The organism is Brevundimonas sp. EYE_349 (assembly GCF_023147505.1).
In the GTDB taxonomy this organism is placed as follows: Bacteria; Pseudomonadota; Alphaproteobacteria; order Caulobacterales; family Caulobacteraceae; genus Brevundimonas.
In genome coordinates this window covers 84,506-111,257 of record NZ_JAHXPB010000007.1, presented here as the reverse complement: position 1 = coordinate 111,257, position 26,752 = coordinate 84,506, and the positions used below count along the sequence as shown (strand labels likewise).

The 26,752-nt window shown below is 67.8% G+C and carries 22 protein-coding genes and 1 tRNA gene; 6 read left to right on the top strand and 17 right to left on the bottom strand.

The genetic code is table 11. The features are described from left to right. Positions 1 to 202 precede the first annotated feature (202 nt). The 7 genes from sucD to KZX42_RS13480 form a co-directional block, all read right to left on the bottom strand. On the bottom strand, positions 203 to 1,105 hold the full coding sequence (gene sucD, locus KZX42_RS13510; protein WP_248120045.1) for a succinate--CoA ligase subunit alpha: 903 nt from the start codon (positions 1,103 to 1,105) through the stop codon (positions 203 to 205). A gap of 18 nt (positions 1,106 to 1,123) precedes the next feature. Continuing rightward, on the bottom strand, positions 1,124 to 1,549 hold the full coding sequence (locus KZX42_RS13505) for a PIN domain-containing protein (RefSeq protein ID WP_248120043.1): 426 nt from the start codon (positions 1,547 to 1,549) through the stop codon (positions 1,124 to 1,126). Beyond that, the gene (locus KZX42_RS13500; RefSeq protein WP_248120041.1) at positions 1,539 to 1,793 is read right to left on the bottom strand and encodes a hypothetical protein; all 255 of its coding nucleotides are present in this window, start codon (positions 1,791 to 1,793) and stop codon (positions 1,539 to 1,541) included. Before KZX42_RS13500 ends, KZX42_RS13505 begins: the two co-directional genes overlap by 11 nt. A gap of 52 nt (positions 1,794 to 1,845) precedes the next feature. Beyond that, a complete protein-coding gene (locus KZX42_RS13495) occupies positions 1,846 to 2,763 on the bottom strand; it encodes a hypothetical protein (protein ID WP_248120039.1) in 918 nt (305 codons plus the stop codon). Positions 2,764 to 2,794: 31 nt separating this feature from the next. Further along, complete coding sequence (sucC, locus tag KZX42_RS13490) at positions 2,795 to 3,985, bottom strand: ADP-forming succinate--CoA ligase subunit beta (protein ID WP_248120037.1); 1,191 nt, start codon at positions 3,983 to 3,985, stop codon at positions 2,795 to 2,797. 87 nt (positions 3,986 to 4,072) lie between these two features. Next, on the bottom strand, positions 4,073 to 5,593 hold the full coding sequence (locus KZX42_RS13485) for an MFS transporter (RefSeq protein WP_248120035.1): 1,521 nt from the start codon (positions 5,591 to 5,593) through the stop codon (positions 4,073 to 4,075). 124 nt (positions 5,594 to 5,717) lie between these two features. Then, positions 5,718 to 7,946, bottom strand: a complete 2,229-nt coding sequence (locus tag KZX42_RS13480) for a TonB-dependent receptor (protein WP_248120033.1) — start codon at positions 7,944 to 7,946, stop codon at positions 5,718 to 5,720. A gap of 188 nt (positions 7,947 to 8,134) precedes the next feature. On the opposite strand from KZX42_RS13480, the gene KZX42_RS13475 reads away from it, so the two are divergent. Continuing rightward, a complete protein-coding gene (locus KZX42_RS13475; RefSeq protein ID WP_248120031.1) occupies positions 8,135 to 8,893 on the top strand; it encodes a TetR/AcrR family transcriptional regulator in 759 nt (252 codons plus the stop codon). On the opposite strand, the gene KZX42_RS13470 is transcribed toward KZX42_RS13475, so the two are convergent. Beyond that, positions 8,894 to 9,424, bottom strand: coding sequence for a DUF2306 domain-containing protein (locus KZX42_RS13470; RefSeq protein WP_248120029.1), 531 nt, complete (start codon positions 9,422 to 9,424; stop codon positions 8,894 to 8,896). It lies immediately after the preceding gene. 157 nt (positions 9,425 to 9,581) lie between these two features. On the opposite strand from KZX42_RS13470, the gene KZX42_RS13465 reads away from it, so the two are divergent. Continuing rightward, on the top strand, positions 9,582 to 10,346 hold the full coding sequence (locus KZX42_RS13465; RefSeq protein ID WP_248120027.1) for a LytTR family DNA-binding domain-containing protein: 765 nt from the start codon (positions 9,582 to 9,584) through the stop codon (positions 10,344 to 10,346). A 5-nt stretch (positions 10,347 to 10,351) separates the two neighbouring features. Here KZX42_RS13465 and KZX42_RS13460 read toward each other — a convergent pair whose 3' ends face one another. Beyond that, positions 10,352 to 10,837 (bottom strand): hypothetical protein, encoded by a 486-nt coding sequence (locus tag KZX42_RS13460; protein WP_248120025.1) that lies wholly within the window; start codon positions 10,835 to 10,837, stop codon positions 10,352 to 10,354. A gap of 166 nt (positions 10,838 to 11,003) precedes the next feature. Here KZX42_RS13460 and KZX42_RS13455 point away from each other — a divergent pair, with 166 nt between their 5' ends. Then, positions 11,004 to 12,116 (top strand): DNA cytosine methyltransferase, encoded by a 1,113-nt coding sequence (locus tag KZX42_RS13455; RefSeq protein WP_248120023.1) that lies wholly within the window; start codon positions 11,004 to 11,006, stop codon positions 12,114 to 12,116. A gap of 540 nt (positions 12,117 to 12,656) precedes the next feature. Here the strand turns inward: KZX42_RS13455 and KZX42_RS13450 are convergent. The 3 genes from KZX42_RS13450 to KZX42_RS13440 form a co-directional block, all read right to left on the bottom strand. After that, a complete protein-coding gene (locus KZX42_RS13450; RefSeq protein ID WP_282438951.1) occupies positions 12,657 to 13,016 on the bottom strand; it encodes a YdbL family protein in 360 nt (119 codons plus the stop codon). A gap of 31 nt (positions 13,017 to 13,047) precedes the next feature. Continuing rightward, entirely contained in the window at positions 13,048 to 13,236 is a 189-nt protein-coding gene (locus tag KZX42_RS13445) for a YnbE family lipoprotein (RefSeq protein ID WP_248120021.1), read from the bottom strand. Between the two features lie 91 nt (positions 13,237 to 13,327). After that, a complete protein-coding gene (locus KZX42_RS13440) occupies positions 13,328 to 16,585 on the bottom strand; it encodes a YdbH domain-containing protein (RefSeq protein ID WP_248120019.1) in 3,258 nt (1,085 codons plus the stop codon). A gap of 323 nt (positions 16,586 to 16,908) precedes the next feature. Between KZX42_RS13440 and KZX42_RS13435 the strand changes: the two genes are divergently transcribed. Then, positions 16,909 to 18,264 carry a M23 family metallopeptidase gene (locus tag KZX42_RS13435; RefSeq protein WP_248120017.1) on the top strand — a complete coding sequence of 452 codons (1,356 nt, stop codon included), beginning with the start codon at positions 16,909 to 16,911 and terminating at the stop codon, positions 18,262 to 18,264. 9 nt (positions 18,265 to 18,273) lie between these two features. Here KZX42_RS13435 and KZX42_RS13430 read toward each other — a convergent pair whose 3' ends face one another. Beyond that, a complete protein-coding gene (locus tag KZX42_RS13430; protein WP_248120016.1) occupies positions 18,274 to 19,938 on the bottom strand; it encodes a TadG family pilus assembly protein in 1,665 nt (554 codons plus the stop codon). Further along, positions 19,935 to 20,366, bottom strand: coding sequence for a TadE/TadG family type IV pilus assembly protein (locus tag KZX42_RS13425; RefSeq protein WP_248120014.1), 432 nt, complete (start codon positions 20,364 to 20,366; stop codon positions 19,935 to 19,937). Before KZX42_RS13425 ends, KZX42_RS13430 begins: the two co-directional genes overlap by 4 nt. A gap of 395 nt (positions 20,367 to 20,761) precedes the next feature. On the opposite strand from KZX42_RS13425, the gene KZX42_RS13420 reads away from it, so the two are divergent. Further along, entirely contained in the window at positions 20,762 to 21,700 is a 939-nt protein-coding gene (locus KZX42_RS13420) for a site-specific integrase (RefSeq protein ID WP_248120012.1), read from the top strand. Positions 21,701 to 21,832: 132 nt separating this feature from the next. Here the strand turns inward: KZX42_RS13420 and KZX42_RS13415 are convergent. Beyond that, positions 21,833 to 21,909 (bottom strand) — tRNA-Arg (locus KZX42_RS13415). A 165-nt stretch (positions 21,910 to 22,074) separates the two neighbouring features. Here KZX42_RS13415 and KZX42_RS13410 point away from each other — a divergent pair. Beyond that, positions 22,075 to 23,820, top strand: coding sequence for a gamma-glutamyltransferase family protein (locus KZX42_RS13410; protein WP_248120011.1), 1,746 nt, complete (start codon positions 22,075 to 22,077; stop codon positions 23,818 to 23,820). A gap of 4 nt (positions 23,821 to 23,824) precedes the next feature. Here KZX42_RS13410 and KZX42_RS13405 read toward each other — a convergent pair whose 3' ends face one another. Continuing rightward, positions 23,825 to 24,685, bottom strand: coding sequence for a lipid A-modifier LpxR family protein (locus KZX42_RS13405; protein WP_248120009.1), 861 nt, complete (start codon positions 24,683 to 24,685; stop codon positions 23,825 to 23,827). A 173-nt stretch (positions 24,686 to 24,858) separates the two neighbouring features. Further along, a complete protein-coding gene (locus KZX42_RS13400; protein ID WP_248120007.1) occupies positions 24,859 to 26,748 on the bottom strand; it encodes a ribonucleoside-diphosphate reductase subunit alpha in 1,890 nt (629 codons plus the stop codon). Between the last annotated feature and the right edge of the window lie 4 nt (positions 26,749 to 26,752).

The following is a 26,752-nucleotide window of genomic DNA, read 5'->3' as shown; positions in this document are numbered from 1 at the left end:
CCCTGGGCCCGACGGACACATCTCCGTGAGGGGCGCGCCCGTCATATAGGCGTCGTTTCCTTATGGGTCATGACCGAAACGGGGCATTTTGGTAGGAATTTGGTCGCAGGCCCAAGAAAAAACGCCCCCAGCCTGAGCCGAGGGCGTCCATCGATGCGTCACACGGCATTTTTGATGCCGAAACGCCATCAGGCAGAGAGCATCAGCCCTTCAGCACGTCCACCAGGGTCTTGCCCAGGCGAGCCGGCGATTCCGACATGCGGATGCCGGCGGCTTCCATCGCCGCGATCTTGGATTCCGCATCGCCCTTGCCGCCCGAGACGACGGCGCCGGCGTGGCCCATCGTGCGGCCCTTCGGAGCGGTCCGGCCCGCGATGAAGCCGGCCATCGGCTTCTTGCGGCCCTTCTTGGCTTCGTCGATCAGGAACTGGGCGGCGTCTTCTTCGGCCCCGCCGCCGATTTCGCCGATCATGATGATCGAGGTGGTCTCTTCGTCGGCCAGGAACAGTTCCAGCACGTCGATGAACTCGGTGCCCTTGACCGGGTCGCCGCCGATGCCGACGGCCGTGGTCTGGCCCAGGCCTTCATTGGTGGTCTGGAACACGGCTTCATAGGTCAGGGTGCCCGAACGCGACACGATGCCGACCGAGCCCTTCTTGAAGATATTGCCCGGCATGATGCCGATCTTGCACTCGTCCGGCGTCAGGATGCCCGGGCAGTTCGGACCCAGGAGGCGCGACTTGGAGCCTTCCAGGCGGCGCTTCACCTTGACCATGTCCACCACCGGGATGCCTTCGGTGATGCAGGTGATGAAGGGAATCTCGGCGTCGATGGCCTCGATGATGGCGGCCGCCGCGCCCGACGGCGGGACGTAGATGACCGAGGCGTCAGCGCCCGTCGCGTCCTTGGCTTCGGCGACCGAGGCGTAGATCGGCAGGGTTTCGCCGTGCGAGCCCGTCCAGTTCGTGCCGCCCTTGGTCGGGTGCACGCCGGCGACCATCTGGGTGCCGTGATAGGCCAGGGCCTGTTCGGTGTGGAAGCCGCCGGTCTTGCCGGTCAGGCCCTGAACGATGATCTTGGTGTTCTTGTCGACGAGGATGGACATATTGGCTCGCTTCTTTGGTCAGGCGGGAAGGAAAGGGTTTTCAACGCGGACCGACCCGTAGGTCTGACCGTGATTCAAATCTTCGGAATAGAGAATTTTGGCTCCGATCTTCTCGGCGGCGGCGATGATCGCGCCATCCCAGTAGGACAGTTGGTAGCGACGCGCGTTGTCGACGCCCGCCACGACCACTTCGGGCGTGATCGGCTGGCAGGGCTTCAAGGCGATGACGCGAATCCACTCCCGCGCCTGATCCAAGGTGAGCGGCGGGGCGCCCCTGCGCGTGGCGATATTGTAGAATTCGGCCAGCACCTGGCCCGAGGTGCAATAGTCCTCAGTCAGCGCGATCTCGCGCGCCCGCTCCCAACGACGGCCCGCGTGCTGCTGCCCCAAGGCGGCGTAAAGCAGGATGTTGGTGTCGAGAAAGACCTCGGAATTAGCGATCAAACCGACGATCCCCACTGTAGATTTCGTCGCGCTTTCCGGGACGCCAATCGCCCATACGGCCCTCGGATTCGTCTATCAGCTTCAACAGCGCCTCGCGCGCCTCGTCCTTCGAGGTTTCCTGCTCGACCCACTGGGTCAGGAAACCGCGCACCGCCTCGTTGACCGTCGTCCGCTTCATGGCGGCCAGAACACGCACCTTGTCGAGCAGGGCGTCGTCGATGGCGAGGGTGATGTTTCGGGTCATGGGTTACACGGGTTATGTGGAGCACATAGGCCGTGGAGCCTGTACAGGCAAGTCAGTCGCGCACGGAACGCGGGGACGGCGGGATGTCCAGCAGCAGGCCCAGGACGCGCAGGGCCGCCTCCTGCACGCGGTTCATGCTGTAAAGCCGGGAGAACAGGGCGCACTCTCCGCCGGTCTCGCGCGCGGCGGCATAGGTCGCCTGTTGGCGACAACGGCGGCGCCCGATCTCGACCGTGTCGCCAGCGGCCAGGCGCCGATCCCACTTGGCCCGCCAGGCGTCCAGGCTGATGGCGTCGTAGTGCAGCAACCACACGGGCCGATTGGTGCGTGGGTCGCGGAGTCGCGCGGCCTTCAACGGAACCTCGTTCCGCTTGGCTTCGTGAATGCAGGGGGTGGTGCAGTCCAGACCGCGCCGCACCGCATATTTGCCCATGTGGTGGCCCAGCAGGCCGCGCACGAAGAAGGCGCCCCCGCCCGGATAGAGCAGATGGCCAAGCTCGGACCAGCACGGCCCGCTATAGGATTTGCGCGCCAGGACGGCGCCGTACTCGCGGTTCAGGTCGTCGCCGGCCCGCCACACCGCCTCGACCGTGGGAAAGACCGCCAGACCGCGCCCGGCGGGCACGGCCTGAAGCGCGGCGGCCAGGTCGACCGGCCCGAAGATCAGTTCGTCGATGTCCACGACCACCAGCCAGTCGGCCTGCAGGTCGCGATAGGCGTCGGCATAGACAATGCGTTGGCGGGCCTCGACCGAGGCGGGGCGACCGCCGCGCGCGCCCCAGAAGGCGTCGTCGCAGAGGGTCAGTTCATCGTCGGACAGGCCGACGGCGTTCGGCCGGGGGGCGGCCGAGGCGGGCCCGTCGAAATAGACCCGCACACGCTGGGCGCCCCTCGCCCGGTAATGATCGACGAAGACGCCGATGTGCCGTTCGGGGGCCAGGGCCATGGCGACGACATCGAACCGTGTCATCGTCTGGTCCCGGCCGCCGGTTATCGAAGGGTCAGCCGACCGCGGCGACGATCTTCTGGGCGGCGTCGTCCAGGTCGTCGGCGGCCTGAATGGTCAAGCCCGACTCGTTCAGGATTTTCTTGCCCAGCTCGGCGTTGGTGCCTTCCAGACGCACGACCAGCGGCACCTTGAGGCCCACTTCCTTCACGGCCGCGACCACGCCCTCGGCGATGACGTCGCACTTCATGATGCCGCCGAAGATGTTGACCAGAATGCCCTGGACGTTCGGATCGGCGGTGATGATCTTGAAGGCCGCCGCGACCTTCTCCTTGCCGGCGCCGCCGCCGACGTCGCAGAAGTTGGCCGGCTCCTTGCCGTACAGCTTGATGATGTCCATCGTAGCCATGGCCAGGCCGGCGCCGTTGACCATGCAGCCGATGTTGCCGTCCAGCGAGACGTAGGCGAGGTCCCACTTGGACGCTTCGATTTCCTTGGCGTCTTCCTCGGTCTCGTCGCGCAGGGCCTTGATGTCGTCGTGGCGGAACAGGGCGTTGCCGTCGAAGCTGACCTTGGCGTCCAGGACGCGCAGATGGCCGTCCTTCATGACGATGAGCGGGTTCACCTCCAACATGTCCATGTCCTTCTCGACGAAGGCCTTGTACAGGGCGGGGAACAGCGACTTGGCGTCTTCGGCGGCGGCGCCCGTCAGGCCGTAGGCGGCGGTGATGGCGGCGACGTCGGCGTCGGTCACACCCGCGCTCGGGTCGATCACGATGTTCTGGATCTTTTCGGGCGTGTCGTGGGCGACGGTTTCGATGTCCATGCCGCCCTCGGTCGAGACGACGAAGGCGATGCGGCCATAGGCGCGGTCGACCAGCAGCGAGCAGTACAGTTCACGATCAATGTCGGCGCCGTCCTCGATATAGAGGCGGTTGACCTGTTTGCCGGCCTCGCCCGTCTGGGCGGTGACCAGGGTGTTGCCCAGCATTTCCTTGGCGTGGGCGACAGCTTCCTCGACCGAGAAGGCCAGGCGCACGCCGCCCTTGGCGTCGGCCGGCAGTTCCTTGAACTTGCCCTTGCCGCGTCCGCCGGCGTGGATTTGCGACTTCACGACATAGAGCGGGCCGGGCAGGGACTTGGCGGCCGCCTCGACCTGATCGACCGACGTCACCGCGACGCCTTCGGCGACGGGGGCCCCGAAGCCTTTGAGGACCTGCTTGGCCTGATATTCGTGGATGTTCATGGAAACCGCCGCAATCTTCGCTGGGGAGAGTTGCGGGGCTTATAGGCCCCGCCCCTTCGCGGGTGCAACAGTATGTGAAGCGGGAATTTAGTCGACCCAGTCGCGTTTCAGCGTGCGTGAGGCCCCGATCAGCAGGATCGCCGCCAGCACATAGAAGCCCATGCCGGTGTAGATGGCCCAGCGCAGGCTCTCCTCGCCAAAGCGCGGCGCCAGAAGGTCGCTCATCCAGCCGAAATAATAGAAGCCGACCGCGATCCCCAGCAGATTGTTCAGCAAGAGGAACAGGGCCGAGGCGGTCGAGCGCATGGCCGCCGGCACCAGATGCTGGATCGCCGCCGTGATTGGACCCAGCCAAGCCAGGTTCAGCCCTGTCGGCAGCAGGAAGATGAAGAAGGCCAGCGTCAGTTGCTGCACATGGCTGCCGCCGCCGGGCAGGACCAGGCCGATCAGCCAAGGCGAGTTCATCGCCAGGATGAAACAGGGCGCGGAGATCAGGAAGGCGACGGCGGGCGTCAGCGGATAGGCGCCCTTGCCCCTTTTCGACAGTTTGTCGGCGATCATGCCGCCCAACCAGATTCCTAGGATGCCGCCGATCAGGGCGATGCCGGCGTAATAGACGCTGGTCTGTTTCAGGGTCAGGTCGAAGCTGCGCATGAAGAACAGGGGCAACCAGCCGGCGACGCCGTAGCCGCACACCGAAGACGAGGCCGCGCCGAGCGCCAAAAGCCAGAAGCTGGGCTTCCTGATCACCAGCGAGGCCGTGCGCCGCGCGATCATCAGCGAGACGCCGATCACCACGGCCAGCAGGCCGCCAAAGGCGAGCACCAGCGGATTGCCCAGCGACATTCCCATCAGCCAGTTCAGGGCGGCCAGCACCAGCAGGCCGACACCCAGGCCCAGCATGATCTGGGCGGCGATCTTGCCGGCCCGGTCCACGCCGAGGGGGGCGGCGGCCAGAGCCGCGACCTGGGCTTCGGTCTTGGCCACATCGGTCCCGCCCCGCTTGGGGTCGCGCACCGTCAGGCGCAGCAGCGGCGCAACCAGCACGCCCAGAAGGCCGACCACGATGAAGGCCGTACGCCAGCCATAGGTCGCCGCCAGCAGCCCCCCGACAAGCGTGCCCGCCGCCATGCCCAGCGGAATGCCGAAGGCGAAGGCCGCCATGGCTCGCGCCCGCTGATGCGGCGGGAAGTAGTCGGCGATCAGCGAATAGGCCGGCGCCACTCCGCCCGCCTCGCCGATACCGACGCCCATCCGGCACAGGAACAGCTGGCCGAACGACCCGGCCATGCCGCACAGGGCGGTGAAGCCCGACCATACGGCCAGGGCGCCAGTCATGATCCAGACCCGGCTGAATCGATCCGCCAGCCAGGCCAGGGGAATGGCCAATGTCGAATAGACCGAGGCGAAGGCGATGCCGCCCAACAGACCGAACTGGCTGTCCGACATGCCGAACTCGGCCTTCAGCGGCGCGGCCAGAATGCCGATGATCTGGCGATCCAGGAAATTCAGCATGTAGATCAGGATCAGGACCGCCAACACATAGTAGCGGTAGCCGGGCCGCTCCGGGCGCACCTTGTCCTCGACCGTCAGCGTATCCGTCGTCATCGGCGTTTCCCTGGGCATGTTCTTCTTGTTGAGGCGAGCCTAGCCGTAACTCGGCCTGCTGCAAAGCAAAGGGGCGGCGGCCCGGAAACCGCCGCCCCTCGTCCTCAGGCGTCTCTGATCGCGATCAGAACCGATAGGTCAGGCGCGCCGAATAGGTGGTCGGCGGGCCGTAGAAGGCGCTGATCGAGTTGTTGTAGGTCGCGCCGGGGAAGCTGTAGCCCCCGACCTTGTAGCGGACGTCGGTCAGGTTGCGACCGAACAGACCCACTTCCCAGCGCTTGCTGGGCGCGGTCCAGATCACGCTGGCGTCGGCCAGGACATAGCCCTTCTGGTCCAGGATCGGATCGGGCGCATCGAACAGATGGTAGTCCGAGCGATACGACAGCGACGGGGTGACGCGGATCTCGCCGCCCAGGACATCGCCGCGCCAGGTCATGCCGTAGTAGGCCGACCATTCCGGCGAGTTCTGGGGCTTGCGCTGGTCCGAGATATCGACCGGCGCGCCCGTGACCAGGGTGATGAACTCGTCGAACTCGTTCTTCAGATAGCCGAGTGAGAAGTTGGCGGTGATGTCGCCGGTCAGATAGGCCGAGCCTTCCAGCTCGAAGCCGTAGATGGTCGAGGCGCCGGCGTTGTCGACCACCGAGGCGATGCCGACGGCGGGCGGCGTGGCCACCTGCTGGGTCGTGATCTGCTGATCCTTGTAGTCGGAGTAGAAGATGGCCGAGGCGAAGTTCATACGCCGGTCGAAAGCCGAACCCTTCAGGCCGACTTCATAGGTCGTGACCGTCTCGGGCTGGTAGCCGTTGACCGTCTGAGGCACCAGGGCGGCGTCGCCGCGCATGTCCCAGCCGCCCGATTTGAAGCCCTGGCTGACCGAGGCGTAGCCGGTCATCTGGTCGGAGAAGTCATACGAGAGGCTGGCGCGCGGCGTGAACTTCTCGAAGGTGTCGGAGGCCGTGTAGTTGGTGCGGGTCGCAAAGACCGCGCGCGGCGCGCCGCCGGTCAGCGGGCTGCGGGTGGCGCCCAGATAGAACTGGCGCAGGACCGAGGCGTCCTTGTCGTCGCGGGTGTAGCGGCCGCCCAGCGACAGGTGCAGGCGGTCCGTCAGGTCGTAGCTGAAGTCGCCGAAGATCGAGAAGGACTTGGTGTCCACCGAACCGGCCGCCGCGATCGACAGGCCCAGATTGCCGGCGATGGTGTCGAATACGCCGGACGAGGTTCCGTCCAGATAATAGACGCCCGCCACGCCGGACCAGCGCCCGCCAGTGAACAAGGCCTGGAATTCCTGGGTGAACTGGTGGTCGGCATAGATGGCCGGCACGTCCAGGGTCGGGTTCGGCGTCTGGTCGAAGTCGATGACCGTCGCCGTGTCGCCCGAGCGATAGGCGGTGATCGACTTCAGCGTCAGCCTGTCGTTGACGCGGTATTCGCCGGTCAGGGCCACGCCCTCGGTCACGACCTTCTGCTCGCCGGTGATGCCGGCATAGGTGTCGTACTTGCCGGCGGGCGCGCGCCACAGGCCGTCGGAAGACGTGACTTCACGGTGGCCGTGGCGGGGGCTGGAGTCATCCTCGACACGATCCCATGCCAGGCGGAAGAACAGGTTGTCGTTCGGCGTCCACTCGGCGCTGGCGCGATAGGCGGTGACGTCCTTGTCGTACTGATCCTGACCGGTGTTCAGGTTCTTGCCGTAGCCGTCGTGCTGATAGGTGGCGACCGCCCCGCCGATGGCGAAGGTTTGACCGACCGGGACCGAACCCGACAGCAGGAAGTTGTGCTCGTTATAGGCGCCCACCTCGGCGCGGGCCGTCAGGCTGGGATCCTGGCCCAGACGTTTGGTGACGTATTTGATCGCGCCGCCGATGGTGTTGCGACCGTACAGCGTGCCCTGCGGACCGCGCAGCACCTCGATGCGCGAGATGTCGAAGATGTCCAGCACCGCCCCCTGCGGACGGGCCACATAGACGTCGTCGACATAGAGGCCCACGCCGGGCTCGAAGCCCCACAGCGGATCCTGCTGGCCCACGCCGCGAATGAAGCTGATCAGGGTGGAGTTGGAGCCGCGCGCGATCTGGACCGTGGCGTTGGGCGTCTGCTGCTGAAGCGCGGTGATGTTGACGGCGCCCGTCTGCTCCAGACGTTCGGCGCTGAGGGCCGAAACCGCGATCGGCACATCCTTCAGCTGTTCGTCGCGGCGGCGCGCTGTGACGACGATGTCGTCGACGGTCGCCGTGTCCTGGTTGGCGCTCGCCGCCTGGGCGCTCGTTTCGGCGTCCTGGGCGACAGAGGCCCCGGCAAGCACGCCCCACGCCGCCCCGGCCAGCAGCGCGCACTTCACATGACGGTTCATGATCTCAACCCCTTGTCGTTTTCCAGCCCGTGGACGCTTTTATTCAGCGTTCAATGATTTTCATGGAAACTGACCCGGTTTCGCCCGGCTGTCAAACGCCGTGCTGACGTGACGTCATCTGGCCGGTCGAGCGTGGCGCCGTTGCCATGGTCGTTGCGCCTTCGCGGGGGCGCGCCTAGCCTCTGCGGATGAGCAAGACCGACGCCGCCCTGCCCGCCCCTCGCCCCGTGGCCGCCGCGCGTCGAAAGGCGGCGGGCGCGGCGCCGACCAGACGCGGGCGCCCGCCCAAGGCCAAGGCCCAGGCGGCCGGGGAGACACGCGACCTGATCCTGGACGCGGCCGAGGACCTGTTCTCCAAACACGGCTTCTATGGCGTCACCATCCGCGAGGTGGCGCGCGAGGCGGGCGTGGATACCGCCCTGGTCCACTATTATTTCGGGGCCAAGCGCGCGCTGTTCGACGCGGTCTTCCTGCGCCGGGCCGAAGTGTGGAACGCAGACCGGGTCGCCGCCATCGACCGCTACGCCGAAGGCGCGGGCGAGGCGATGACGCTGGAGGGGCTGCTGGAGGCCTTCCTGCGGCCGCCGTTCGAATGGTCGCTGAAGGGCGGGCCGGGGTGGAAACACTATGCCGCCCTGGTGGCCCAGACCAACGCCAACCCCAGCTTCGGCGGCGAGACCATGGCCCGGTATTTCGACCCGGCCATCCACCGGCTGATCGAACTGATCGCGCGGGTCCTGCCGGACGCCAGCGAGGTGGATCTGTACTGGGGCTATCACAATCTGTCGGGCGCCCTGACCCTGACGCTGGGCGAGACGGGGCGGCTGGACCGGCTGTCGAACGGGCGGGCGCGCTCGGGCGATCTGGAGACGGCGGGCGACTATATGGTCCGGTTCGCGGCGGCGGGATTCCGGGCCGTGGTCGGGATGTCGCCGCGGCTGGACTGATCAGTTCGGACTGAAGAAGATCGCCCACATCAGCCGGCCAGGCAGGAAGGTGAAGGCGCCGGCGACGATCAGCCCGCCGACGAACATGCCCGTCATGGCGCGCCGATGGACGGCGACGCGGTGGCGGCGCGCGGCGTAGACCGCCATCGGCAGGGCGACCACGGTCCAGCCGCTGAGCAGATGGATCAGCGACAGGCCGCCGGGCCCGTTCGGATTGAGCTGGTGAATGAAGAACGAACTGATCGCCGTCGCGCCCATGGCCAGCACCCAGGCCCAGCCCAACGTCCGATGCAGCCGGTTCCCCTTGACCCCGACCAGCAGGACGATGCCGATCGCCAGCGCCGTCACGGCCGCCGCGACATGGATCTGGATCGTCGTCGGCGAAGCCGCAAACAGGTCCCAGCGCGGGACGCGCAGGCTGAACCCCATCCGCGCCCGCCGTCCGTTGTCGATCACCAGATAGGCGACAAGCGGGACGATCAGCAGCAACAGGGCCAGGACGGACGGCCAGAGACGGGATAGGCGAGGCATGGGGGAAATCTCCGTTTGCACCGCCCTGATCCGCCATGCCCACCGCCGCATCCTCGATTGCGCCAACGGCCATCCGGCTTGCGCCAACGCCCACCCATCTTTCGCCCGGCGAGAAATCGTGATCTCAAGGCGCGATCCTCCGATGCCGAAAGCCGCCATGACGACCCTTGCCGCCGAGCGCCGCCGAACCTTCCTGCGCGGCCTGATCGTCGCCGTTCTGGGCGGCGTCTTCCTGGCGATGACCGGGGCGTTCGGATCCGCAGGCGCCGCGTTCGGGCCACGGCTGGCCTATTGGGTCGTGGTCATGGTGCTGGGCGGGCTGTGGGGCCATCTGTGCAGCGCGCTGGTCGGCCGGTTCCTGGATACGGACGAGCGGCCGTGGCTGACTATCGCGGTCATGGTCATGGTGATCACAGGGCCGCTGTGCGTCATCGTCTGGGCGGCGACGGGGCTGTTCTTCGCCCAGCAACTGTACCCGCTGGCGGCCCTGCCGCAACTGGTCGTGCCGGTCCTGGTGGTGACGGCGGCGGTGACGACGCTGAACGTCTTCCTGGGACGCGCCCGGCCGATCCAGACCTATGCCACCCCGCCCGAGACGCCGGCCCGACCCGTGCGGTTTCTGGATCGGATGCCGATGAAGCTGAGAGGAGCGACGATCCGCGCGGTCCAGGCCGAGGACCATTATCTGCGCATCCACACCGACCGGGGGTCGGACCTGATCCTGATGCGGCTGTCGGACGCCGTGGAGGAGCTGGAGGGGTTGGAAGGCGCCCAGACGCACCGCAGCTGGTGGGTGGCCAAGGACGCCGTTCGGGGGGTCGAGCGCGGCGACGGCCGCGCCACCCTGACGCTGGACGGCGGCCTGTCGGCCCCGGTCAGCCGACGTTACGCCCGGATGCTGCGCGACGCCGACTGGTGGTGAACAGCCTAGCCAGCCGGGCGATCCACGACGGGGCCGCTTTCGCCCGCGCTCATGATGGCCGAAACGGAGGCGGCGCAACCCGTCAGGGTGTCGGCGCCGATTTCGACCCGCGCGGTCAGCGGATAGGTGCGGTCGCTCATCCCGTCTGAACATTCGGTGGCGATCAGGGTGACGTTCAGCGCCTGGTTCAGATCCGTCGAACTGGCGAAGGTCGCCACCGTCCCCTGGACCGTCGCGCCGCGATTGGGGGCGCGCTGGGTCGGTTGATCGACGCGGGTGTAGATCAGGGCGTCGGGGGTGATCTCGACGCTCCAGAAGGGTTCCGTGCCCAGGGCGCGAACCGGCTTGCCCAGGTCCACACCCGCCAGGACCGCGGCGACCTGAGGCTCCGGCGCGGCCTTGGGCTTGGCGTCGTCACGGTCATAGCAGCCCGCCAGGGTCAGGCCGCCAAGGACGGCGGACAGGGCGAGGGCGAACGGGATGGGGCGCATGGCGGTCTCCTCGACGAACGACCAAGGATTATGAAGGCAGGCCGCAGGTGAGAAGCCGGACGGCCTCGGTCAAGGGGCGACGCCGGGTTAAGGATTATGAAGGCAGGCCGCAGGTGAGAAGCCGGACGGCCTCGGTCAAGGGGCGACGCCGGGTTATGGTGCGGCCATGTCGATTCGCCCGACCGCATATGAGTTCTTCGCCGGCGGCGGCCTGGCCGGTCTTGGCATGGCCGGGATCGATACGATCTTCGCCAACGACATGGATCAGGCCAAGGCGAGGGCCTTCACGGCCAATCACCCCGAGACGCCGTTTCGGCAGGGCGACGTCTGGGGCCTGACGGTCGATGACCTGCCCGGACGACCGGACCTGGCCTGGGCCTCTTCGCCCTGTCAGGACGTCAGCCTGGCGGGCGCGCGCGGCGGGCTAGAGGCTGGGCGGTCGGGCGCCTTCTGGGGGTTCTGGCGGCTGATGCAGGGGCTGTCGGCCGAGGGGCGCGGGCCGCGCCTCGTGGTGCTGGAGAATGTGATCGGCCTGTTGACCTCTGGCCAGGGTCGGGACTTCGCGGCCGTCTGCGCCGCCATGGTCGAGGCGGGCTATACGGTCGGGGCGCTGGAGATGGATGCCGCCCACTGGCTGCCCCAGTCGCGGCCACGCCTGTTCGTGGTGGCCGTCAAGGGCGAGGCGCCGCGCGCGTCCGGGCCTGCCGCCCCCTTCCATTCGGCCCGTCTGGTCGCCGCCCACGCCCGCCTGCCCGAGATGGTCAAGGCGGCCTGGGCCTGGTGGTCCCTGCCCCGCCCGCCCCGGCGCAACCTTGATCTGGCCGCCGTGCTGGAGCTGGACGCGGCGGTCGCCTGGCTGGACGATCCCGAGGCGATCCTGGCGCTGGCCGCGCCCCTGCATAAGGCGCGGATCGCGGCGGCCCTGGCGTCGGGCCAGCGCACAGTCGGCGCCGCCTATCGCCGGGTTCGCATGGAGGACGGCCGCAAGGTGCAGCGGCTGGAGATCCGCTTCGACGGCCTGGCCGGATGCCTGAGAACGCCGGCGGGCGGATCGTCGCGACAATATGTGGTGGTGTGCGACCAGGGCCGGGTCAGGGTGCGACGCCTGACCGGGCGCGAGGCGGCGCGTCTGATGGGGGTTTCGGACGCCTATCGCCTGCCCGCCAGCGAAAGCGCGGCGCTGAAGCTGATGGGCGATGCGGTGGCCGTGCCGGTGGTGCGCGCTCTGACCGAGGGCCTGCTGGCGCCCGCGCTGACCGGACATCCGGCGGCGGCCTGAACCGCTGACGGCGGTGAAATTGCACCCTTGAGAAAAAACAGTGCAATGCGTGCAATCTTACGACAGCGCATTGTTTTTTATCGGATATTTCATGGGCCTGAATTGCACGAGTGCAAGATGGCGCAGTTTCACGCGGAAGTTGGACTCCAAAAAAACAGTCCAACGAGTCCAAGTGTCCCAGTCGTGCAGATGGCGATGTCAAAGACCGGGCGAGATTATAACCCGGTTTGAAGGTGTGGCGGGAAAGATGACGATCCGGCGGCTCAACTGTCTGAAAAGGCGGCTGTCTCTTTCGTCAAATAGGATGGCTGGAGCTTTGGCGACCATGTGCGCCCACCCACTCGCGCTTTTCCGGCCCATCCCGGCGAAGGCCGGAATCTCATCGTCTGGCCGAAAGACGCCTGAGATCACGGCGGTCATCCGACGCCGAGCGATGCGAAAGCACGGAGTCCCGGCGGTCGCCGGGATGAGCGGACCCGCGGGATAGCTGAACCGGCCGTGGCCCCTCGGGACGAGCCCGAGGGTGACGGGTTTCTGGTTTTAGCGCTGGACCCACTGGCCCTGGGCGTTGCGGTACCATTGGCCGGACGAGATGCGCGGCAGCAGCTGGGCCTCGAACATCCGGGCGCCGGCCACGTCCGCCGAAGTGCCGGCATCGGTCGCGCTGCGAGCATAGGCGGCGCGGCGGCCGGCGTTGGTGGCGTCCACGGCGGCGCGCAGGCCGGCGTCCGAGGTCGAGGTGCGGAAGCCCAAATAGCCGTCCGCCTGTTCGCCCACGACGCCGGCGGCCTTGGCCTGGTCGATCTGGGCCTTCTGGGCGCTGGTCTGGGCGATGGCGGCGCCGGCGAAACCGAGGGCGGCCAGGGCGGCGCCGACGACGAAGATTTTGCGTAAGGTCATGTCAGCCTGTCCTTTCAAGAAAAAACGGCGATCAGAAGAGATTGGGGTTCTGCTGCAGCAGCTGCTGCAGCTCCTGGTCCAGGCGGACGCGCACGTCGGCGTCCAGCTTGGCGTAGATCTGGATCGGCGCGACCTCCAGACGAATGGTGGGGGCGCAGGCCGACACGGCGACGACGACAGCCCCAAAGCCAAGGCCCGCCAACTGGCGCTTGTTGATCATGACATAGGCTCCGGTTCGGCCAAGGTTGATGAAGCTCAATAGCACGCCAAGGGGTGAACGCGCGCTGAATGACCGCGATGCCGCACGGCGATCACGGCCGACCCGCCGGGACAGGCGCGGGCGCGTCGGGCTGGGCCTGCTGCTGGGCCTCCTGCTGGCCTTGGCGGGCGCGATTGACGGCCATCAGGTCCGAGATCAGCTGGTTGGCGTTCAGGGTCGTGTCCAGCGTCAGGTCGATCTGGGTATTGGACGGCAGGGGCAGTTTGCGGTTCAGGAAGCTGCGGCTGACCAGTTCGGACAGGGTCAGGCGCAGTTCCTGGCGCTGGGGCGGATCATGTCGGCCGCGAATATGGAACAGGACCGCGATCCGGCCGCCGTCCAAACTGTTCACATCGGCGCTGAGTTGATCGAAGGACAGGTTCTCCATGGCCTGATAGGCCAGGTCCTCGACCATGTTCTCCGACACCTCCTCGCCGCCGCCGCTGGCCGCGACATCGGTCAGGACCTCGCGCTTGATCGACAGACGACCGGGCTGGACCGCCTCCAGCTTGCCGGCGGTGATCTTCAGGCCGCGCTTGGGGTCCATGATGAAGGGCAGCCGGCCCGAGACCACCGCGTCCAGCAGCACCTTGTCGTCGAAGCCGGTGTCGGCGATCAGGTCGCCCAGCTGCACCCGATCCAGCACGATCACGCCGCTGTAGGCCTGGGTCGCGTCCAGCGGGATGGTCAGGGGCTCGATGGAGATGGACCCGCCCCCGGCGACGATCTGGGCGCCGTCGATGACGATGCCCGCCTGGTCGATGGAGAAGGTCAGGTCCAGGGCCGTGACTTCCGCGCCGACCGACAGGCTGTCGGCCGTCAAATGCTGGTTCGGGGCCGTGATCAGGGGCGTCAGGCTGGTGAAGGCGACATCGCCCTTCAGCCCCTTCACCGCGCCGGCCGGGCTGACGAAATCCAGGCCGGGCGTGGTCAGGCGGCCGCTGGAGGTCGGTTCGGCGTCCTTGGTCCAGTCGAAGCGGCCTTCGAACCCGACCGAGCCCTCGACCGGCGACTGGATGAAGTCGGCGACCAGGGGGCTGAGCATGGCGGGCTGCAGGCCGTGTTCGGCGAAGACCACGTTCGGGGCGGAAATCACGATGCCGCCCGCGCCGATGCGTCCGTCATGGGCCAGGGTCAGCCGCCCCAGCGTATAGGCGGCCGCCTTGCCCGTTCCCTTCAGGTCGAAGGCGCCGCTCCAGCGTTCATTGGCCAGGGCCACCTCGCCGTTGGCGGCCAGCGGTTCGAACCGTTCGGGGGTCTCGGCGTCGATCACCCGCCCGTCCGCCACGCTGGCGCGCAGGCCGACGCCCGACTTGGCCCCGTCCACGGTCAGACGGCCGGCGGCGTCGGCGAACCGCATCCCCAGGAAGGGCGCCTGGGCCGACAGCCGGTCGAAACCGCCGGAGACGCGCCATACCCCGTCCCTGGACGTCAGCAACGGCCCCGCGTCGGGGCACAGCCGGCCCGCGACCTGGTGCACGTCGTTCTCGTCCATCTCCAGCCGTTCGACGGTCAGGTCCACGCAGTCCCTGGCGAAATAGGTCAGGCGGCCGTCGTTCAGGGCCAGGACGCCGCGCGTGCGGGCGTCGACGCCGCGCGCCAGGTCGAAGTCCAGCCGCGCCCGGCCGTCCAGCGTCGCCTCGAACCCACCCTCGGTCAGGCGCCAGTCCGGCACGGCGACGGCCAGTTCCGGCAGCCCCTTGCCGCGCGTCGCCGTCAACGTCAGGGCGCCGCCGCCCAGCCGGCCCGGCTCGGCCTGATAGACGCCCTGCCCCGCCTGGGCGATGGTCAGCACCCCGCCGTTGGCGGGCGCCAGCGTCACGGGACGCGGCAACTGCACCGACGTTCCGCCAGAGCCGGTCGAGAGCCGGATGGACGGGGCGTTCAGAGCGAAGGCGGACAGGGCGCGCTTCATCTCGCCCAGCTCCACGATGTCGTCGCGGGCGGCCGGGCCGAACAGGGGCCAGGCGCCGTCGGCGGCGCGCAGCGATCCTTGCGCGTCGATATGCACGGCGCCGTCGCTGACGACATCCAGGTCCAGATCGACGCGACCGCGTTTCAGGGCCAGATCGCCGAAGCCGAAACGGTCGAAGGCGGCGGCGAGGGGGCCCGTGGCCTCGAAGGCCGCATCCTTTCCGCCCAGGGTCAGGCCGCCGGACGACAGGACCAGATTCTGCACCTGGGTCTGGCCCGAGCGGGCCGAGCCGGCGGTCAGGGACAGCGGCGCCCGAACGCTCCAGCGCAGGGCGTCGTCGCGGGAAATCTCGACGCGCGCCTGGGACACCGCCGCCGAAACGGCGCCGGCGCCGAGGTCCGCCCCCTCGACCGCGCGGGCGTTCAGGCGGGCGTCGGCCGCGCCCTCCACGCGGAAGGTCTCTATCCAGCCGGACACCGCGCCCGCGAACCGCGCGGTCAGTTCGGCGTCGCGCGCCCGGGCGGACGGCGCGCCCAGGACATCGCCGGTCAGACGCGCGTCCAGCACCGCGCGCCCGTCGCCGCGTCGGATCTTCAGATCGGGATAGGGCAGGTCGCCGGTCAAGGTCAGGGCGGCCGTCTGGCCGTCGGCGGCAGGGGTGCGGAACCGGTCGGCGGTCGCGTTCAGCCGCACAGCGACGCGGTCGCCCGTGGTGGTCAGATCCAGGGCGGCGGCCAGGCCGGACGCCTCCACCTGCCCGCTCTTCAGGGCGCTGGTCGGCAAGCGCGCGGCCAGGCGCATCAGCTTGCCGTTGTCGACCCGCGCGTCGGCCAGCAGATCCACTGTCCCGTATTCGGTCGACAGCCGCCCGCGCCCACCCTCCACGATGACCAGGGGGCTGCGCGAATCCGGGCGGGGCGGACCGCCGGTGAACTCTTTCACCAAGGGGTCCAGCGACCCGAGAGACAGCTTTCCGCCCTTCCAGCTGGCGCGGACCACCGGACGGACCAGGCGGATGCGGCTGGGGGTGACGCCCAGGCCGGTCTTGGACCATGGCAGGGCGACGGCGTAATCGACCTCGGCCCGCTCCACCGTGACGTCGGGATTGTCGGGATCGCCGATACGGATGCGGCCCACGAAGCCGTCAAGCTCGATCCGCTCGACCTCGACGTCGGCGGGAATGCCGCGCTGGTCCAGCCAGCCGACCAGCACGTCGCGCGCCACCGCCCGGCGGTTAAGATACAGCAGGGCCGCCGCCACGCCGATCAGCAGGATCAGGATCAGCCCCACGGTCGCGGCGACGCGAGCGGCCCGGCGCGGGCGACGCGGCCCGGAACCGCGCTTGGGGGCGGGCGGGAACGATGGATCGGCGGAGGATGTCGGGGCGTCGGTCAAACGGGTCGATCGGCAGCTTTTTATAACGGCGTTGCGACCACCATCGCCATCCTGACCCCAAGCACAAGATCAAAGCGCGCCCCTTGGTCGAAAGCGGGCGAGTGAATGGCCGCCAAGCTGGGCGAGAAAGGGGCGTGGTCCGGCACGGCCGTCGCCAGAGGCGCGATCATGGTAAGCGCCGCGTTAACGCTTTGTAACAGTCTGCTTCCCAAAATGAGTCGAGCACGCTATACGACCGCCTTTCGCGCCACGGGCGATAGGCGCGGACTTCGAGAACGAGTAAAGCTTTGGCGCCGCTGGGCGTCGCAATACGACGGGGACCGATGGCTCAGTTCGACCCACGCCGCCAGCCTATGCGCCTGGCGCCGCATGCACTTACCGCCGTCGCCGCGATCTCGGTCGCGATGATCGCCGGCAGAGCCTATCAACCCGCGCAGGCCGAAGAAGTTCCCGCCATGAGTTCGGCCCAGATGGCCGCCATGGAGGCCAGGGCCTTCGCCGCCGCCAACGCCCCCGCCGGCCTGACCGCGCCGGAAGCCGTTCCCGTCCAGATCCGCCGTGGCGAGACCTTCGAACAGGCCGTGCGCCGCACCGGCGTCGCCCCCGCCGAAGCCAGCGCCGTCGCCGCCACCGTCGCCAACGCCTTCGATCTCGCCGACCTGCGCGCCGGGCTGAAGTTCGAGACCGCCATCGCCCGTCCCCGCGACGGCCGGGGCGACGCCCGCCTGATCGGCCTGACCATGCGCACCGGCCCGGCGTCCCAGCTGACCGTGTCGCGCAGCTTCGACGGCGCGCTTCGCCTGCGCTCGCTGGAGGAAAAGGTCACCCACGAGACCGTCGTGGTGAAAGGCGACGTGGAACGCAGCCTGTCGGCCAGCGCGCGCGAACTGGGCGCCACCGCCTCCATCGTGCGTTCGGCCAGCCGCCTGTTCGCCACCAAGTTCGACATGCAGCGCGACATCCGCGCGACCGACGAGTTCACCATGGTCTTCGACCGCGAGGTGACCGAGGCCGGGCGCACGGTGAACGTGGGCGACCTGATGTACGCCGAACTGCGCGGCGTGACCTTCTATCGGTTCAAGCCGGCGGGCGCCAAGGAGCCCCAGTTCTTCGACGCCAACGGCAAGAACCTGCGCTCGGCCATGATGCGCACCCCGCTGCAAAGCTTCCGCCGGGTCAGCTCCAACTTCGGTTTCCGCACCCATCCGATCTCGGGCTACAAGAAGATGCACCAGGGCATCGACTTCGCGGCCGGCACCGGCACCCCGGTCGTGGCCCCCGCCGACGGCGTTGTGGTCGAGGCGCGACGCTGGGGCGGCTATGGCAACTGGCTGCGCATCCGCCACAACAACGGGCTGGAAAGCGGCTACGGCCACCTGTCGCGCTACGGCTCGGGCATCCGCGCCGGCCAGCGGGTCAGCCAGGGCCAGATCGTGGCCTATGTCGGCTCCACCGGCGCCTCGACCGGTCCGCACCTGCACTATGAACTGTGGCGCAACGGCCAGCGGATCAATCCCGCCGGCGTCCGCACCCAGGAAGGCACCGAACTGGCCGGCGCCGACCTGGCCGCCTTCCGGGCCGAAAAGAGCCGCATCGACCGCATCATCGCCTCGGGCGGCCAGAAGCGTCCCGCGCTGCAGCAGGCCTCGGCCGAGGGTCTGCGTCCCGCACGCGGCTAAACCCGCACTTCAGCCGACCAGACGCGGCGTGGATCTCTGTTGATCCGGGCAGGAGAGGCCGTGGACGGTGACGTCGGCCTCGCCCAGCTTCAGGCCCAGCAGATCCAGGACCGGGTTCAGCACCCCGTCCAGAACCGGGCCCAATGGCGTCAGCAACAGCCCCAGGGCCTTGGTCAGGTCGCCCAAACCCAGGCCTAGGCCAGCCAGATTCACCGTCACCTCCAGCCGCTGCAAAAGGCTGGACACCAGGCCGGTCGCCAGACCGCGCGAAGTCATGGTCTTGGTCCGCTGGGCCTGGATGTCGGCCGCATCGAACCTCAAGGGGCGGAACCCGACATCGGCGATTTCGATATCCGCCTTGGCGGTGATCGACACCAGTCCCAGCACGGAAAGCAGGGTCGCCGGACGCGGTGTCAGAGCGGTCTTGAAGTCCGAGACCCGCGCTTCGTCCACCACCCCGACCGAAGCGCGCGCCAGCCCGGGCCGCACATCGACATCGACGCGCCGCGCCGGATCGCACGCCAGGGACTTCAGCCGCGCCTCGGACGGCGCCAACTGCACCAATATCGGCAGTTCGACCCGGGCCAGGCCCGATAGAGCCTGAGCCGTCCGCGCACGGACATAGAGCCGCGTCTGGGCGGTTCGAATGACCGGCTGACCATCGGACGTGACCGTCAGCCACGGGGACCGATTGGGCCGCTCGCCGATCGCCAGGGTCGTCTTCAGGTCGGCCAGACCGGCCGGCACATCCAGATTCAGCGCGACCTGGCGCTCTCCCCCGCCGATCTCCAACATCGCGAAAATCAGGTCCATGGCCGAAACGGAGGCGTCCAGCCCCTGGCGGATGCCGTCCGGCGCCTGGGCGTCGACCCCGATCAGATCGCCCAGTTCGACCTTCACCCCCGCCGAAACCGAGGCCAGACGGCCCAGCACCCCGCCATCGGATCCGCCGGCCAGCCCCTCCAGCACCTTCAGCACGCGGCCCGCATCAACCTGGGTCGCCAGCAATCGGTCGTAGTCGCCGACCTTGACCCCCAGATCGGTCGCCAGGGCGTCGGTGAATCCCAGCAGATTGACGTCCAGATCCACCAGCCGGCGATAGTCCATGACGCTGAGCGACACCTTCGATCCGGTCAGGCCGCTCAACAGCTGGTTGGCCACGCCGCCGTCCAACCGCGCCAGGCGAGACCCGATCGAGAACATGGCCTTGGGCGGAGCCCCGCCCATGCGCGCAGCGACGGCGCGGCGCTTGACCACGACCTTGTCCCGACCCAGCAGCAGAGAGGCGAAGAACATCGGCGCGGGGCTGGTCGCCTCCACCTGCGCGGCGTTCGCCGCGCCGCCGGGCCGAAAGCGCTGGGCGCGGTCGATCTTTGGATCGGGAGTATAGACGCCCAACGTGGTTGAGACGGACACCACCGCCTCGGGCGCGACATTGGCCTGGACCGTCCGGTCCGCCGCATCCCGCACCGCGCCCTCGCCACGATCCAGCACACGCACGGCCGACAAGGCCGCCAGGTCCGCAGCGCCCTGCACCCTGCGGATGTGCAGCACCAGAACGCCCAGATCGATGACCGCAGCAGTCAACAGACACAAAAGCCCGCCCGCAACCGCCGCTATCACCGCGACCGCGCCGCGCCGATCCTGGGCGAAACGGGCGGAGAAACGGATCACGACGGATCGCCGACCTGGATCACGGCGACGCGGCGGATGACCGCCGGCGGCCGGGGCAGCATGCCGCCCATCAGCATCAGGGGACTGTCGCTGGCGTCATAGACCACGACGACACGCAGCCGCCCGGCCTCCTCCGCCACCTGTACGGTCGTGCGTTCAGGCTTCAGCGCCACGCCATGCACGGCGCCTGCCACCTCGCCACGCACCAGTCCCTCGCGCTCGGCCGCATTCAGCCCCCCGATCGCCGCCCGCGCCCCCTCCGACGCCACCGCCTGAACCGTCTGCGCCGTCAGAAACCAACCGCCATAAACGACGATCCCAATCAGCAGCAGGATCAGGACCGGCCCCACCAGGGCGAACTCCACCGCCGCCGCGCCTTGACGCCCCTGGAACCGTCTTTCGTGAAGACTGAAGCGATACATACGCATCCCAACCTCAAGATCACCCTCAGGTTGTAAAGCGCTCACGGTTAAGAGTTCGTGTGGCCGTTGGGTTTACAGGCCGAGACATGACCTGACTTAAGGCGATGCGCTGTTTCGAATGCCCGAAACCTGCGGTCGCCAGTGCGCTACGGCCTCCTCGATCGGCCGCAAATACGCGGCAGGAAGCTGCAAACAGCATTAAGTTCAAAGGTATGGCGTCGTCTTAAGGCTTCACCCAAGCATGCTGGAAAACCCTCTCGCGAAACGACCGCGCTTGAAGACAAAGCGGCTTCGTACACCGTCTTGGGCCAATATGAGCGCGCCCAGCACGCCGTAGCGGGCGCCGAGGTGGGGCGGCTGAGACCGCCGCAAAGACGCCCCGCCCCAATACCATTGGTGGAATGCTGTCCAGCTACAACCAGTCCGCCGAGTTCCGGATGAAGGCCTCGTCCACTCGACGCGCCTATCAGGACTACATCGACGAGATGATCACAGACCTTGGTGAGGTCATGCTCTTTGAGGTGTCGCAGGCATGGTTGCGAAGCCTCAGAGACGCCTGGGCGCCGCGTGGCCACCGGGCCGCAAATCTCAGAATGCAGGTGCTGAAGAACGCCCTGGCTCCGGCGATCGACGATCAGACCGACGACCGCATCTCCGGCGACCCCTTTCTGAAGCTGGCGAAGGTCAAACGCCCTCACGTCCTCGGCGAGCCGCATCCGACCTGGATGGACGACGAAGTGTCCGCAGTGCTCGAGGAGTGCCTCAGGCGGGGCCTTCCCGGGCTAGCGAGGGCGGTCGCTCTTGGCCGGTACGCCGGATTCAGACGCCAGACGATCTGCGCCCTCCCCCTCTCCGCTCGAGTGCCTACACGCGCTGCGGACGGCTCTGAGCACATCCGCCTTCTATGGCTCACAGAGAAGCGGAAGGTGGCCTGCGACAAGCGGGAGGATCCGCGCCTTACAGCCTTGATCGACAGCACGCCGAATCGCGGCCCTACAGTCGCCTACAACGATCGGGGACAGCCTTTCCGCGAACGCGGGCTGAACCAGTCGCTCGATCGAGTTCTGCTGAGTTTAGCAAAAGCAGGGAAGGTCCGAGCCGGCTTCAACGCTAAAGGCGAGACCACTTGCCCGCTCGACATTCACGGCCTGCGACATGCGCGCGGCAACGAGATCGCCGAGTCGGGCGGCTCCGACGCCGAAATCATGAGCCATCTTGAACACGCGACCGATAGGGCGGCGCGGATTTATCGTCGCCAAGCGAGCCGCCGCCGCCTCGCGGACGCGGCTCAGGACCGGATCGATCAGTCTGTGCGCGCGATGTCGAAAAAAGACGCCTGAGCGCATCGGAAATCGGCGCGACGATAGCCCTGTAAAAAAGACTGTAAAACCACTGTAAAAACGGCCGGGCGCTTCGGAATTTCAGGGAGCTCGCTTCAGAGCTAAGAAGTTGCTTTCAAAAGAGAAAGCAAGTGGCGCACCCGGAGCGATTCGAACGCCCGACCCTCAGATTCGTAGTCTGATGCTCTATCCAGCTGAGCTACGGGTGCGGCTGCCTTGCGGCGAGGGCGGGTCTTTAGCGGGTGGATCGGCCGGACGCAAGCGGGGGAATGCAGTTTCTGTACATCGAACGGTTGGCGCGGGGCGGCGGACCGCTTAGGCGTTAGGGCGATGGCCGGCCGCCCGGTCTTTTTCGCCTTGTCCTGGAATATCCCATGCGCCCTCTTCGTCGCCGACTGGCCGCCCTGCTCGTTCCCGTGATCCTGGCGGGATGCCAGACGGGCGCGGCGCCGAACGCGGGCGCGGTCGCGACCGTTCCGACGTCCGCCCAGGTCAGAAGCGATACGGCGCGTGGACCCTTCGTGGCGGCGGCCAATCCGGTGGCGGCGGAGGCGGGGATGGCGGTGCTGCGGCGCGGCGGGTCGGCGGTGGATGCGGCGGTGGCCATCCAGGCGGTGCTGGGGCTGGTGGAGCCGCAGTCGTCGGGACTGGGGGGCGGCGCCTTCCTGATGGCCTATGACGCCGGGACCGGCGCGGTGACGGCCTATGACGGGCGCGAGACGGCGCCGGCGTCGGCGACGCCGGAGCTGTTCTATGAGAACGGCAAACCCCTGCCCTTCATCGACGCGGTGCTGTCGGGGCGTTCGACCGGCGCGCCGGGGGCGGTGGCCATGCTGGCCATGGCCCAGAAGGATCACGGCAAACTGGCCTGGCGCGATCTTTTCGGGGACGCCGAACGGCTGGCGCGCGACGGCTTCACGGTCAGCCCGCGTTTGGCCGGCATGATCAACGGCGACGCGCCCCAGGCGAAGACCCGATGGGCGACGACCTATTTCACCCGGCCGGACGGACGACGCTATCAGGCGGGAGACACGCTTAGGAACCCCGCCTACGCCGAGACGGTGGCGCGGTTGGCGGCCCAGGGACCGGGGGTTCTGTATGGCGGACCGATCGGGGGGCGGATCGCGGCCACGGTGCAGGAGGGGCCGCGTCCCGGCGGCCTGACCGAGGCGGACATCGCCGCCTATCGCCCCTTGCGTCGCGACGCCCTGTGCCGGCCCTATCAGGCCTATGTGGTCTGCGTGCCGCCGCCGCCGTCCAGCGGCGTGGCCCTGCTGCAATTCCTGGGCATGGCGGAGGATACGCCCGATCTGGACAAGGGCGCGCAGAGCCCCGAGGCCTGGGTGGCGTTCGGGCGTCTGCAGCGGCTGATGTATGCGGATCGCGACCGCTATATCGGCGACAACGATTTCGTCGGCGTGCCCATAGCGGGCCTGCTGGATCCCGACTATGTGGCGCGGCGCGCGGCGCTGGCGCCCCAGGTGAACGGTCCGGTCGAGGCCGGAGCGCCCACCGGATCGCCGCCGCGCGGCGCCGACCGGACCGCCGAGCCGGGCGGCACCTCGCACTTCGTGGTCGTCGACGCCTGGGGCGATGCGGTCAGCATGACCACCACGGTCGAGAGCCTGTTCGGCAATGGACGGATGGTCGACGGCTTCTTCCTAAACAACCAGTTGACGGATTTCTCCTTCACCCCGACCGAGGACGGGCATCCGGCGGCCAATGCGGTGGCGGCGGGCAAGCGGCCCCGGTCATCGATGACGCCGGTTCTGATTCTGGATGGGCAGGGGCGGCTGATCGGGGCCATCGGCTCGCCCGGCGGGTCCAGCATCCTGGCCTATGTGGCCAAGGCCCTGGTCGGGACGCTGGAGTGGAAACTGTCGATGCAGGACGCCATCGCCCTGCCCAATCTGGTGGTGCGGGGCGATATGGTGGGCGCCGACACCCAGATGATGTCGCCGGACGTCCGTGACGCCCTGGACGCGGCGGGCATGTCGTTGCGGCCGAACGCAACCGAGACGTCGGGCCTTCACGGGGCGATCTGGCGCAATGGACGGTGGGATGCGGGGGCGGATCCGCGTCGCGAAGGCGTGGCGGTGGCGGAGGCGGAGGCGCGCTGAAGCCTTAGCGACTGGGGCGGATCGACAGTTGGAAGGCCAGCAGGCCCTCGCTGACGTCGGTGTCCAGTCCGTTCATGCCGCGCAGGCCCTTGCCGGCGTCGATCTCGCGATAGACGACGCCGATGGAGGTCTGCATGTCGCCCTTGCGATAGGCCACGCCGACCGAGGCGTCGCCCAGAAAGCTGCCCTTGTCCTGGGTGTAGCCGGAGCGAGCGTAGTCGCCGTCGCGCGTGCGGGCGAAGTTGTAGCCCACGGCTCGGCCTGAACCGGCGGCGTAGACATACCAGCGGGGACGTTCCCCGAAGCGTTCGGCGCCGCTGGGGGCCAGACGCTCCAATCCTTCGCCGATCTTGAGGGTTACGCCCGCCTCGGCCGACCGCCCCTCGCTGCCGACGCCGAGGCCGGCGTGGGGGGTCAGGCTGACTTCCAGGCCCGAGGCGGTATGGCCGTGGGCGCCGCGGAAGCCGCGCACATAGCGCAGGTCGTAGGCGTCGGGGGACAGTTCGGCCCGGTCGATGGGCGTGACCGGCAGGGGCGAGCCGTCGGCGCGGCGAAGACGGCCGGCGGTTTCAAGCGTGACCCGGTCGGTGAAAGCGGCGCGGTCGATCCAGACGTCGCGGCGGCTGGCCGCCTCCAGCCCCGAGCGATCATCATGCTGGAAGACGGGCGGCAGTTCGATGTCGCCGCCGAAGCGGGCGTCGGGCGCGACGCGGAAACGGATCTGGTCGGTCAGGCGGGCGACGGCGTTGTCGGCGGGCGTGTCGAAGGCGTTGGGCGCCCAGGTCTGGGCGTAGGCGACATCCGCGCCCATCCCGACCGAAGCCAGGACGCCGCAGGCCCCCATCATCAACACCTTGGAACGCATTCGGTCTCCCCACCGATCCGCTGGCGATCACCCTGCAACCAAGAGACGCAGGAGTCCAACGGAGTTTTCGACACGGTTTCGTCGCTTTTCAACGGCGATCCCGAGCGGAGGGTTCCAGAACGAAAAAGGCCCTGCGGTCGCAGGGCCTTTCCAAGGGCGTTGGTGCGCCAGCCTTACTGGCAGGCCAGGCACTCGTCGTAGTCGGTCTTGGGCATGGAGAAGAGGTCGGGCTGGTTCGGATCGACCACCTCTTCGGCCTTGTCCTCGGCGCCGGCGAAGGCGGCGCGCTGAACCGACTTGGAGCGCAGATAGTAGAGCGACTTCACGCCGCGTTCCCACGCGGACCAGTGCAGCATGTGCAGGTCCCACTTGTTGACGTCGCCGGGAATGAACAGGTTCAGCGATTGGGCCTGGCAGATTTCCGGCGCGCGGTCGGCGGCCAGTTCGACCACCCAGCGCTGGTCCAGTTCGAAGGCGGTCTTGAACACACCCTTCTCGTCCTCGTTCAGGTCGTCGATGTGCTGGACCGAACCTTCATGCTCCAGGATCGAGTTCCAGACGGCCTCGGTATTGATGCCCTTCTCGTCCAGCAGACGCTCCAGATAGGGGTTCTTGACCGCGAACGAGCCGGACAGGGTCTTGTGCGTATAGATGTTGGCGGGGATCGGCTCGATGCCCGCCGACGTGCCGCCGCAGATGATCGAGATCGAGGCGGTCGGGGCGATGGCCAGCTTGTGGCTGAACCGCTCCATGACGCCACGGTCCTGAGCATCCAGGCAGGGGCCTTTCTCTTCGGCCAGGGTGCGGCTGGCCTTGTCGGCCTCGCGGCGCAGATGCTTGAACAGGCGCATGTTCCACGACTTGGCCATGGCGCTTTCGAAGGCGACGCCCTGACCTTGCAGGAAGGAGTGGAAGCCCATCAGACCCAGACCCACCGAACGCTCGCGCTTGGCCGAATAGACGGCGGCGGCCATGGCGGGCGGGGCGCGGCGGATGAAGTCCTCAAGCACATTGTCCAGGAACCGCATCAGGTCCTCGATGAAGCGGGGCTCCTCGCGCCACTCCAGGAAGGTCTCGGCGTTGACCGACGACAGGCAGCAGACGGCGGTGCGGTCCACGCCCAGATGATCCTTGCCGGTGTGCAACATGATTTCGGCGCACAGGTTCGACTGTTTGACCTTCAGGCCCAGGTCGCGCTGGTGCGGCGCCATCTGGCGGTTCACGGTGTCGGAGAAGATCAGATAGGGCTCGCCGGTCTGCATGCGGATGTCGAGCAGCTTGGTCCACAGCGAGCGGGCGTCTACGGTCTTCAGAACCGCGCCGTCCTTGGGCGATTTCAGATCGAAGGTTCCGCCGACCTTGACCGCCTCCATGAACTCATCGGTGACGTTGATGCCGTGGTGCAGGTTCAGGGACTTGCGGTTGAAGTCGCCCGAGGGTTTGCGGATTTCCAGGAACTCTTCGATCTCAGGGTGGTGGATGTCGAGGTACACAGCGGCCGAACCACGGCGCAGCGAGCCTTGCGAAATCGCCAGGGTCAGCGAGTCCATCACGCGGATGAAGGGGATGATGCCCGAGGTCTTGCCCGCACCCTTGACCTTCTCGCCGATGGAACGGACGCCGCCCCAGTAGGTGCCGATGCCGCCGCCGTTCGAGGCCAGGGCCACGTTCTCGTTCCAGACGTTCTGGATGCCGTCCAGACTGTCCCCCACCGCGTTCAGGAAGCAGGAGATGGGCAGGCCGCGATCCGCGCCGCCGTTCGACAGGACGGGTGTGGCGGGCATGAACCACAGGCGGCTCATATAGTCATACAGCCGCTGGGCGTGTTCGGCGTCGTCCGAAAAGGCGGTCGAGACGCGGGCGAACATGTCCTGATAGCTTTCGCCCGCCAGAAGGTAGCGGTCTTCCAGCGTCTTCTTGCCGAAGTCGGTCAGCAGGGCGTCGCGCGAACGGTCCACCTGCACCGATTTCACGACGGTCAGATGGGGGCGTTCAGGCGTCGGCGTCGCCGCAACGCCTTGGAATTCCGTCGTCTTCAATGCCTCGCCGCCAGCCATGATCATCCGC

Coding starts and splice junctions, on each gene's coding strand:
- KZX42_RS13410 (WP_248120011.1), top strand. CDS start 22,075: ATGCGCCCTCTTCGTCGCCGACTGGCCGCCCTGCTCGTTCCCGTGATC.
- sucC (WP_248120037.1), bottom strand. CDS start 3,985: ATGAACATCCACGAATATCAGGCCAAGCAGGTCCTCAAAGGCTTCGGG.
- sucD (WP_248120045.1), bottom strand. CDS start 1,105: ATGTCCATCCTCGTCGACAAGAACACCAAGATCATCGTTCAGGGCCTG.
- KZX42_RS13450 (WP_282438951.1), bottom strand. CDS start 13,016: ATGACCTTACGCAAAATCTTCGTCGTCGGCGCCGCCCTGGCCGCCCTC.
- KZX42_RS13405 (WP_248120009.1), bottom strand. CDS start 24,685: ATGCGTTCCAAGGTGTTGATGATGGGGGCCTGCGGCGTCCTGGCTTCG.
- KZX42_RS13475 (WP_248120031.1), top strand. CDS start 8,135: ATGAGCAAGACCGACGCCGCCCTGCCCGCCCCTCGCCCCGTGGCCGCC.
- KZX42_RS13400 (WP_248120007.1), bottom strand. CDS start 26,748: ATGATCATGGCTGGCGGCGAGGCATTGAAGACGACGGAATTCCAAGGC.
- KZX42_RS13470 (WP_248120029.1), bottom strand. CDS start 9,424: ATGCCTCGCCTATCCCGTCTCTGGCCGTCCGTCCTGGCCCTGTTGCTG.
- KZX42_RS13445 (WP_248120021.1), bottom strand. CDS start 13,236: ATGATCAACAAGCGCCAGTTGGCGGGCCTTGGCTTTGGGGCTGTCGTC.
- KZX42_RS13485 (WP_248120035.1), bottom strand. CDS start 5,593: ATGACGACGGATACGCTGACGGTCGAGGACAAGGTGCGCCCGGAGCGG.
- KZX42_RS13460 (WP_248120025.1), bottom strand. CDS start 10,837: ATGCGCCCCATCCCGTTCGCCCTCGCCCTGTCCGCCGTCCTTGGCGGC.
- KZX42_RS13455 (WP_248120023.1), top strand. CDS start 11,004: ATGTCGATTCGCCCGACCGCATATGAGTTCTTCGCCGGCGGCGGCCTG.
- KZX42_RS13420 (WP_248120012.1), top strand. CDS start 20,762: ATGCTGTCCAGCTACAACCAGTCCGCCGAGTTCCGGATGAAGGCCTCG.
- KZX42_RS13495 (WP_248120039.1), bottom strand. CDS start 2,763: ATGACACGGTTCGATGTCGTCGCCATGGCCCTGGCCCCCGAACGGCAC.
- KZX42_RS13435 (WP_248120017.1), top strand. CDS start 16,909: ATGGCTCAGTTCGACCCACGCCGCCAGCCTATGCGCCTGGCGCCGCAT.
- KZX42_RS13425 (WP_248120014.1), bottom strand. CDS start 20,366: ATGCGTATGTATCGCTTCAGTCTTCACGAAAGACGGTTCCAGGGGCGT.
- KZX42_RS13500 (WP_248120041.1), bottom strand. CDS start 1,793: ATGACCCGAAACATCACCCTCGCCATCGACGACGCCCTGCTCGACAAG.
- KZX42_RS13480 (WP_248120033.1), bottom strand. CDS start 7,946: ATGAACCGTCATGTGAAGTGCGCGCTGCTGGCCGGGGCGGCGTGGGGC.
- KZX42_RS13465 (WP_248120027.1), top strand. CDS start 9,582: ATGACGACCCTTGCCGCCGAGCGCCGCCGAACCTTCCTGCGCGGCCTG.